The organism is Pseudomonas sp. (assembly GCF_035277045.1).
In the GTDB taxonomy this organism is placed as follows: domain Bacteria; phylum Pseudomonadota; class Gammaproteobacteria; order Pseudomonadales; family Pseudomonadaceae; genus Aquipseudomonas.
In genome coordinates this window covers 1-7949 of record NZ_DATELE010000165.1, presented here as the reverse complement: position 1 = coordinate 7949, position 7949 = coordinate 1, and the positions used below count along the sequence as shown (strand labels likewise).

Here is a 7949-nt window from a genome sequence, read left to right as displayed (position 1 = left end):
GTCCTGCACGACCTTGATCTTGCTGCTGTCGGTGAACGGCTCGGCCCAGGCCTGTTTCTGGGCATCCTGGGTAGTACCACCCCAGCTGACGAAGTTAAGGCTGTCGGCGGCCAGCGCGGCCTGGCACGACAGGGTCAGCAGGCTGGCGGACAGCACTGCGCTTACACGTTTGCTCAACAGCATGGTTACGCCCTCGTTACTTTTGTTATTCGAGGCGGGTGTCTGTCACCCGCCATGTGTTCGGGGAGCAGCTTCAACAAAGTGTCTGGTGGCCGTTGTGATTGTAGGTGCCGGCCTGCAAGTTCAAGGTCTACGGGATATCATATTATGGTATTCCAAGATTTTGGCAAGAGGGACAGGGCGACCGGCCATCACTCTGTTTGCAGGCCTCGCCGCGCTCCCACAGGGGGAGGGCGGCGATGTGCCTAGGCCAGGGACTCGGGCTCGAAGGGGACGCTTTGCACCACTTCGAGCTCATAGCCCGCCAGGCCCGCGTACTTGAGGGGTGGGCCGAGGTGGCGCAGCTTGCCTACGCCCAGGTCCTGCAGGATCTGGGCGCCAGTGCCCACTTCGGAGTAGATCTTCGACTGCCCGCGCTGGTACGGGCGCGGCGGCTGGGTCAGTTGCGGCACGCGCTCGAGCAGGGCCTGGGACGATTCATGGTTGGCGAGCACGACGACCACGCCTTTTCCTTCGGCCGCGACCTTCTGCAGCGCCGCCCACAGCGTCCAGTTGGCCGGTCCGGCGTATTCGGCGCCGACCAGGTCGCGTAGGGGATCGATCACATGCACACGCACCAGCGTTGGCTCTTCACGCTTGATATCACCCATGACCATGGCCATGTGAACGCCGCCTTCGATGCGGTCTTCATAGGTCACCAGGCGAAAGGTGCCATGCACGGTGGGCAGTTCACGCTCGCCGATGCGCTTGACGGTCTGTTCGGTGCTCAGGCGGTAGTGGATCAGGTCGGCGATGGTGCCGATCTTGATGCCGTGGCGCGCGGCGAACACTTCGAGGTCGGGGCGGCGGGCCATGGTGCCGTCGTCGTTGAGCACTTCGACGATGACCGAGGCGGGGGTGAAGCCGGCCAGACGCGCGAGGTCGCAACCGGCTTCGGTGTGGCCGGCCCGGGTCAGCACGCCGCCTTCACGGGCGCGCAGGGGAAAGATGTGACCGGGTTGCACCAGGTCTTCGGCGCGGGCGCCAGGGGCCACCGCAGCGGCGACGGTACAGGCGCGGTCGGCGGCGGAGATGCCCGTGGTGACGCCTCGGGCGGCCTCGATGGACACGGTGAACGCCGTGCTGAAGGCGCTGCCGTTGGCGGGCACCATCTGCTCGAGGCCCAGGCGCTGGCAGTGATCGTCGGTGAGCGTCAGGCAGATCAGCCCGCGTGCTTCGCAGGCCATGAAGCTGATGGCCTTGGCATCACAGCGCTCGGCGGCGATCAGCAGGTCGCCTTCGTTCTCCCGGTCTTCGTCGTCCACCAGGAGGACCATCTTGCCCTGGCTGTAGTCCTCGAGGATTTCTTCGATGCTGTTGAAAGCCATGCTGCACGCTCGCTGTGGTAATCAGGTTTTTGTGGTATACCATAATACACAATAACCCATTGCAGGAGAGTACGCATGAAGGCTTACTGGATCGCCCACGTGGACGTGACCGACCCCGAGCAGTACCAGCAATACACCCAACGCGCCCCGGCGGCGTTCGCCGCGTTTGGTGGCAAGCTGCTGGCGCGGGGTGGGCGCAGCGAAGCGATGGAAGGGCGGGCGACCCCACAGCGCAGCGTGGTGATCGAGTTCGAGTCGTATGATCAGGCGGTGGCGTGCTATCGGTCGGCGCAGTACCAGGAGGCGTGCAAGCATCGCCAGGGCGTGGCCAAGGCCGAGGTGATCATCGTCGAGGGTTACGAGCCCTGACAAGCACAGCCCGGCCTACCGGATGAAATGGACTTTTCCGGTATCGTCATTACCCATGTAGATGCCATAGACACCCGCCAGCCGCTCCGAGATATACCGCTCGAGAATCTGCCGGATCGCCGGATAGTAGATCTCGTCCCACGGGATCTCGTCCGGGGCGAAGAACCGGTAGTCGAGCGTCTCGGGCCCGAACGAGCCGGTCTCCTCGATCACGCTGGCGCGGAAGATGATGTACACCTCGCTGATCTTCGGCACGCTGAAGATCGAATACGGGCAGACCACGTCGGCACGCACGCCGGTCTCTTCCCAGACTTCGCGCAGGGCGGCGTCCTCGGTCGTCTCGCCACTTTCCATGAAACCCGCGGGCAGCGTCCAGGTGCCAGGCCGTGGCGGTATGGCCCGCTGGCACAGCAGGTACTTGCCATCGCGCTCGATGATGCAGCCGGCAATGATCTTCGGGTTGATGTAGTGGATGTAGCCACACCCGGGGCAGAGCAGCCGCTCGTGGGTGTCCCCGGCCGGTACGCCCCGGGCAAGCTCGACAGTGCAATGCGGGCAATAGCGCGGGGCGATGGGCATGATCAGCGGCCTATGCGGGGTTCTTTGAGGGCAATGGGCGCGATGATGTCGCGGACCTTGCTGTTGTCGTCCTGTTTCTGGCGCAGGTAGTCCAGGGCCACCTTGGCCGCGGCGCGCACGTGGTCGACCGAGGCCTGGTGGGCCACCAGCGGGTCGCCGCTCTTGATCGCCTCGACGATCTTTTCCATTTCAAGGTTGCTGGCGCCGCGGCGGTTTTCCTGGGACACCGAAGTGGCACGCAGGTAGCTGATGCGGGCCTGCAGCTGACGCAGCTGGGTGGCGGCCACGTGGTTGCCGGAGCCTTCGAGCAGCACGTCGTAGAAGCCCTGCACCGAATCCAGCACCTGCTGCAGCTCGCCTTCCTCGAGCGCTTCGCGGTTCTCCTCGAGCGCCCGCTCCAGGGCACGAATGTCCTTGGCCTTGGCGTTGACGGTGAACAGCTGGACGATCAGGCCCTCGAGCACGCAGCGCAGCTCGTAGATGTCGCGGGCATCCTCAAGGGTGATGATCGCCACCCGCGGGCCCTTGGCGTCGGCGAACTCGACCAGGCCTTCGGATTCGAGGTGGCGCAGGGCTTCACGGACCGAGGTGCGGCTGACGCCGAGGCGATCGCAGAGGTCGCGCTCGACCAGGCGGTCGCCCGGCAGCAGGTGGAAGTTCATGATCGCGCCGCGCAGCTTGTCGAGCACGATTTCACGCAGGGTTACGGGGTTGCGGTTGACCTTGAAGCTGTCATCGAGTGGCTGGCGTTTCATCGTGTGCGCTCTGAATGAGGCTGTTGCGCCATACCCGCAGGAGCACCGCGAACCTGGGGTGCTCCATGCAAGGGTTCGAACAGCCCGGTGTTAACGGGTTGACTCCGCATCGGCCTCGGCGAAGGCCTCGCGCGCCAGGCGGAAACTGTCCACCGCCGCGGGCACGCCGCAATAAATGCCGACCTGGAGCAGAATTTCGCGAATCTGTTCACGGCTCAGGCCGTTACGCAAGGCGCCACGGATATGCAGCTTGAGCTCGTGGGGACGGTTGAGCGCGGAAATCATGGCCAAGTTTATCATGCTGCGCTCTTTGAGCGACAAGCCGTCACGGCCCCAGACATGGCCCCAGCAATATTCGGTGACCAGTTCCTGCAGCGGCTTGGTGAAGTCGTCCGCGTTCTCGATGGATTTGTTCACATAGGCCTCGCCCAACACTTGCGTGCGGATCGCCAGGCCTTTTTCGTACTTCTCGTTACTCATTGCCGTGCTCCTTGATCGGGGCGCACCTGCCCGCAAAGAAAAAAGGGGCCGCAACCGAGGGTGAAGAACGGCGCAGCCCCTATAAAGGGTAAATCAGCCCAGCGGGGGCAGGGCCCCTAGCTTGCCGCGGTGATAGACCATCGGCGTGACCGGATCGTCGGGCAGCACCAGGTTTTTCACCGCACCGACGATGATCGCGTGGTCACCGCCATCGTACTCGCGCCACAGCTCGCACTCGATGATCGCCGTGGCCTTGGGCAGCAGCGGGTTGCCCAGCGCGCTCAGGTGCCAGTCGATGCCCTGGGCCTTGTCCTTGCCCTTGCCGGCGAAGGCATAGGCCTCGGCGGTCTGGTCGGCGGACAGCAGGTGGATCGCGAACTGCTTGCTGTCGCGCAGGATCGGGTAGGTGTCCGACGCGTAGTTGGGGCAGAACAGCACCAGCGCGGGGTCGATCGACAGCGCGCTGAACGCGCTGGCGGTAATGCCGACGATCGCCCCGGTGGGGTCGAGCGTGGTGACCACGGTGACGCCGGACGGGAAGGAGCCCATCACGTCTTTATAGATGCCGGGTTCGATCATGACGCAGGTCTCCTAACGCATGACAAAGGGATCGGGCATGGGCGCGGTGGACAGGTTGATCCACACGGTCTTCAGCTCGGTATAGGCCAGCACCGAATCGATGCCGCTTTCACGGCCGTAGCCGCTGTTCTTGAAGCCGCCGATCGGTGCCATGGCGGACACGGCGCGGTAGGTGTTGACCCAGATGATCCCCGAGCGCACGTCACGGGCCAGGCGGTGGGCACGGCCCAGGTCGCGGGTCCAGATGCCGGCGGCCAGGCCGAACTGCGAGTCGTTGGCGATGGCCAGGGCCTCTGCCTCGGTCTTGAAGCGGATGACCGAGGCCACCGGCCCGAAGACCTCTTCCTGCATGATCGTCATCGAGTTGCTGTCGCACTCGAACAGGGTCGGCTCGTAGTACCAGCCTTCGCCCTCGACCTCGGCACGCTTGCCACCCAGGTGCAGCTTGGCGCCCTCGGCCTTGGCCGCGGCGACCAGGCCTTCGACCACGGACAGTTGCTGGGCGGTGGCCATCGGGCCCATTTCGCTCTGCTCGTCCTGCGGGTTGCCGATGCGGATGCGCTTGGCGCGCTCGACCAAACGGGCGACGAACTCATCGAAGATTTCGTCCTGCACCAGCAGGCGCGAGCCGGCCACGCAGCTCTGCCCGGAGGCGGCGTAGATGCCCGCCACCGCGCCATTGATGGCGCTGTCCAGGTCGGCATCAGCGAAGATGATGTTCGGCGACTTGCCGCCCAGCTCCAGCGACAGCTTGGCGAAGTTCTCGGCGCTGCTGCGCACCACATGGCGGGCCGTGGCGGCGCCGCCGGTGAAGGCGATCTTGCGCACCAGCGGGTGACGGGTCAGCGCCGCGCCGGTGGTCGGGCCGTAGCCGGTCACCACGTTGACCACACCGGCCGGGAAGCCGGCCTCGAGCGCCAGGCGGGCAAGCTCCAGGATGGTCGCCGAGGCATGCTCGGACGGCTTGAGCACGATGGTGTTACCGGCGGCCAGGGCAGGCGCCAGCTTGATCGCGGTCAGGTACAGCGGGCTGTTCCACGGGATGATCCCGGCCACCACGCCGATCGGCTCGTGCACCGTGTAGGCGAACAGGTCCGGCTTGTCCAGCGGCAAGGTGCCGCCTTCGAGCTTGTCGGCAAGGCCCGCGGTGTAGTGGAAGAATTCTGGCAGGTAGCCGACCTGGCCGCGGGTTTCGCGGATCAGCTTGCCGTTGTCGCGGCTTTCCAGCTGGGCCAGGTGTTCCTTGTTGTCGGCGATCAGGTCGCCCAGGCGGCGCAGCAGCTTGCCCCGGGCAGTCGCGGTGATGCCACGCCAGGCCGGGCTGTCGAAGGCGCGCTGGGCGGCCTGCACGGCGAGCTCGACGTCGGCTTCGGCGGCGTCGGGCAGTTGCGCCCAGGCCTGAGCGGTCGCCGGGTTGAGGCTGTCGAAGGTCTTGCCGCTTTGCGCATCGCACCATTGGCCGTCGATGCACATCTGGAAACGGTGAAGGGTCATGCAACAATCCCCTGTGCGGAATCGGAGAGGGTACGGGCGTGGCCGAGGAAGTCCAGCAGCATGCGGTTGACTTCACGCGGCGCTTCGACCGGCATCATGTGCCGTTGCTCGGCGAGGACCACGCACTGGGCGCCGGGAATGCGCGCGGCGAGCTGGCGGGTCATGGCCGGGGTCGAGCCCGAATCGAGTTCGCCGGTGGCGATCAGTGTCGGCACCTGGATGCTTTCCAGGTCGTCGGCACGGTACATGTCCTGGGTGGCGAACAGCGAGTAGGTGGTGTGGTAGCCCTGCGGGTCGTTGCCGGCCAGGACCTGGCGGATGGCGGCGACCTGGGCCGGGTTGGCGGCCTTGTACTCGCGGCTGAACCAGCGGTCCAGGGCGGCATCGACGTTGGCGTCGGGACCCAGCTCGGCGGCCTGCGCGGCGCGGGCGATCACGCCGGCGCTCTGCTCTGGCGTGCGATTGAACACGCTGTTGAGCACCACCAGCGCATTCAGGCGCTGCGGGTAGTGCAGGGCAAAGGCACGGGCCACCAGGCCGCCCATCGAGAAGCCGATGACCGTTGCCTGCGGGATCTGCAGGTGGTCGAGCAGTTCGGCCAGCTGCGCGGCGTAGCCTTGCAGGTCGGTACCCGCATCCGGGCGCGGGCTCTGGCCGTGGCCGAGCATGTCGTAGGCAATGACCCGGTAGTCGCCGGACAGGCCGACGAACTGGCCGCCCCACATTTCCTTGTTCAGGCCCACGCCGTGGATCAGTACCACGGGCTGGCCCTGGCCGAGCGCCAGGTAGCTGGTCCCGGCGGGTGTACGTTCAGCTACAGGCTGAATCATGGATGGGCGCTCCTTGGAGGTCGGGCGTGGCGCTTCACACGGCACGCCCCGGCCCGTTTACGTTGTTGTTATTGAGCTTTTTCGGCTGCCAGTTCTTCGAGGTCGATGTAGCGGTTGCCGATGCGCGGGTGCAGGCGGCCGCCGTCGGCAGCGCCCAGGACCACGACGATCTCGTCGGCACGCGGCGCGTCTTCGATCTGCATTTCCAAGGTGATGTAGTGCGAGCGCAGGCCTTCGTCGTCCTTCTGCATCATCGGGATCTGGATCGAGGTGCCAGGGCCGCCGCGCTTGTTGGTGAAGCTCAGGTAGCTTTTCGCCTGGACCGCTTCACGGTAGTGGTTGCCGAAGCGCAGGGTGTGGATCACGGCCGAGGCGTGCTCGATCTCGCCATCGGCGCCGACGACCGCGGCCTTGCCGTAGGCTTCGATCTTGTCGGCACCGCCGATGGCGGCGGTCAGGCGCTCGACCATCAGTGCGCCCAGCTCGGAGCAGTTGGCACGGATTTCAGGCTTGAGGTCTTCGACGAAGCCGCGCCCCGCCCATGGGTTCTTGATCACGACGGCCAGGCCGACCATGGTCACCGGCTTGTCGGTGGCCTTGCCGCCTTCGATGCGGGTCTCTTCGGAGTAGGTGACGATCTTGCGGATTTCGAAACTCATGGACGGCTCCTGGGTAGGTGATCAGCTCTTGTTGTCTGATGGTATACCATAATATTTGTTCTGCAATACCCCGCTGGAAATTTCTATGGGCGGGGGACGAAAGGTGTTCTGTCTGTACCGGCCCTTTTTCGGGCATGCCTGAAAAAGGGCCCTTGCAGCAGATGCAAAGCCAAAAAAAGCCCGCTCTCGCGGGCATGGCCCCGCAGGAGCGGGCTGGACCCGCGACGGTGGAGACACGTCAGCTAAAAGCCGGCACCACTTCCTTGATGAACAGCTCCAGCGACTTTTTCTTCTCGGCGTGCGGCAGACTGTTGTCGCACCAGAAGCTGAATTCGTCGACGCCCAGTTCCTGGTAGTACTTGATGCGCGCGATGATTTCCTCGGGGGTGCCGATCATGGTGTTCTTGCGGATGTTCTCCAGCGCGAATGCCGGCACTTCGGCGAACTTCGACTCCGGGCTTGGCTCCAGGAAGCCGTTGGCCGGGACGGTCTTGTTGCCGAACCAGGCATCGAAGGTGCGGTAGAAGCGCGAAATGGCCTGGGCTCCGACTTTCCAGCCTTCCGGTTCAGACGGGCTGTGCACGTGGGTGTGGCGCAGCACCATCAGTTGCGGGCGCGGTACTTCCGGATTGTTGTCCAGCGCGGCCTGGAACTTGT

9 protein-coding genes and 2 pseudogenes are annotated in these 7949 nt (G+C 65.0%); 1 reads left to right on the top strand and 10 read right to left on the bottom strand.

Annotated elements, in window-relative coordinates:
* Both VJS90_RS08005 and ribBA read right to left on the bottom strand, forming a co-directional pair.
* A pseudogene (locus VJS90_RS08005) lies at positions 1-183 on the bottom strand (ABC transporter substrate-binding protein); the annotation flags it as partial.
* Positions 184-425: 242 nt separating this feature from the next.
* Complete coding sequence (gene ribBA / locus VJS90_RS08000) at positions 426-1547, bottom strand: bifunctional 3,4-dihydroxy-2-butanone-4-phosphate synthase/GTP cyclohydrolase II (protein WP_324120762.1); 1122 nt, start codon at positions 1545-1547, stop codon at positions 426-428.
* A gap of 75 nt (positions 1548-1622) precedes the next feature.
* Here ribBA and VJS90_RS07995 point away from each other — a divergent pair, with 75 nt between their 5' ends.
* Positions 1623-1916 carry a DUF1330 domain-containing protein gene (locus VJS90_RS07995; protein WP_324120760.1) on the top strand — a complete coding sequence of 98 codons (294 nt, stop codon included), beginning with the start codon at positions 1623-1625 and terminating at the stop codon, positions 1914-1916.
* 15 nt (positions 1917-1931) lie between these two features.
* Here the strand turns inward: VJS90_RS07995 and VJS90_RS07990 are convergent, their stop codons facing one another.
* The 8 genes and pseudogenes from VJS90_RS07990 to VJS90_RS07955 all read right to left on the bottom strand — a co-directional run.
* Complete coding sequence (locus tag VJS90_RS07990) at positions 1932-2495, bottom strand: NUDIX hydrolase (protein ID WP_324120758.1); 564 nt, start codon at positions 2493-2495, stop codon at positions 1932-1934.
* Between the two features lie 2 nt (positions 2496-2497).
* The gene (locus VJS90_RS07985) at positions 2498-3250 is read right to left on the bottom strand and encodes a GntR family transcriptional regulator (protein ID WP_324120756.1); all 753 of its coding nucleotides are present in this window, start codon (positions 3248-3250) and stop codon (positions 2498-2500) included.
* Between the two features lie 90 nt (positions 3251-3340).
* Entirely contained in the window at positions 3341-3730 is a 390-nt protein-coding gene (locus tag VJS90_RS07980; RefSeq protein WP_324120753.1) for a carboxymuconolactone decarboxylase family protein, read from the bottom strand.
* A gap of 93 nt (positions 3731-3823) precedes the next feature.
* Positions 3824-4309, bottom strand: a complete 486-nt coding sequence (locus VJS90_RS07975; protein WP_324120751.1) for a flavin reductase family protein — start codon at positions 4307-4309, stop codon at positions 3824-3826.
* 12 nt (positions 4310-4321) lie between these two features.
* Positions 4322-5803, bottom strand: a complete 1482-nt coding sequence (locus tag VJS90_RS07970) for an aldehyde dehydrogenase (RefSeq protein ID WP_324120749.1) — start codon at positions 5801-5803, stop codon at positions 4322-4324.
* Positions 5800-6633 carry an alpha/beta fold hydrolase gene (locus VJS90_RS07965; RefSeq protein ID WP_324120746.1) on the bottom strand — a complete coding sequence of 278 codons (834 nt, stop codon included), beginning with the start codon at positions 6631-6633 and terminating at the stop codon, positions 5800-5802. Before VJS90_RS07965 ends, VJS90_RS07970 begins: the two co-directional genes overlap by 4 nt.
* A 68-nt stretch (positions 6634-6701) precedes the next feature.
* Entirely contained in the window at positions 6702-7292 is a 591-nt protein-coding gene (locus VJS90_RS07960; protein ID WP_181133064.1) for an amino acid synthesis family protein, read from the bottom strand.
* 238 nt (positions 7293-7530) lie between these two features.
* Positions 7531-7949: pseudogene (locus tag VJS90_RS07955) on the bottom strand (LLM class flavin-dependent oxidoreductase); the annotation flags it as partial.